Here is a 945-nt window from a genome sequence, read left to right as displayed (position 1 = left end):
GCCCGGCGGCGTCGGCGGACGGTCGTCCGTCGCGTCCTACGCGGTGTACTCGCGCTCGCCTGCGTCGCGGCTCTCGGCGCGGGCGTGGTGTTCGGCCTCCCGGCGTTGCGTCGGGCGGGCAACGGCCAGCCGACCGCGTTGGCGACCGCACCGCCGACCGGACAGCCGTCCGGTCAGCCCTCCGCCACGCGCGATCCTGGCGTGCGGCAGGCTTCCGCCGACCCTTATTCGGGCACCGCGGCCGCCCGTTTCGCCACCGGCGCGGACGGCATCGTGCTGCCTGCCGCCGCCGCCACGGGGAGGTTCACCGCAGCCGAGGTCGACACGGCCCTGCGGAAGACCAAGGAATACATGACCGTCGCCTACCTGGACCCTCGGGTATACGCCGGTGACCAGGATGTCGTTTTCGCGCTTCTCAGCGATCGCGAGCGGAAGGCTGTCCAGCAGTGGCTGGCCGCGGATCCGTCGGACCACAGTCGGGGTCTCGCCTTTTTTGCGCGTTTCGCACCGGGCGTGACGTTGATTGTTCCCGATGTCCGGGTGGACGGCACCGTGACCTTCGCGACCGGTTCTGATTCCCGGGAGCTGGAGATCCACGCGAACCATGTGTATGTCTATCCGCTCCGTCGCGGGTCGGAAGAGGGACTGGTCATCGTGCATCGGGACATGATTTTCCACTTTCATAAGACCGGGTCGGTGCGGGCTGGCGAGGAGGGCCTCTACGCCGGCCGGTTTCATTTCCTGTACTGGGATGAAGACTGTGACGCGATGAACAATGGCCTGCTCGCTCCAGGGCACCAGGTCAGTTCCAACGATCCCGCACCCGGCGCGCCCGACTATTCCGAAAGATTCGACCCGAGCCTGCCGCTGGTAGGGTCCGATACCTGCGGGGCCGGGCGTCGCAGCCAATCGGCGACATCGGCGCCGCAGGGGCCGGTCCGGTCT

Annotated in this window: 1 pseudogene; it reads left to right on the top strand. The window is 68.3% G+C overall.

Features of this window, described 5'->3' with window-relative positions:
* Positions 1 to 945: pseudogene (locus U9980_RS28320) on the top strand (hypothetical protein); the annotation flags it as partial.

Source organism: Protofrankia sp. Cr1, assembly GCF_963555865.1.
GTDB lineage: Bacteria > Actinomycetota > Actinomycetes > Frankiales > Frankiaceae > Protofrankia.
The sequence above is the reverse complement of the archived record's forward strand: the minus strand, read 5'-3'. Positions and strand labels throughout refer to the sequence as shown.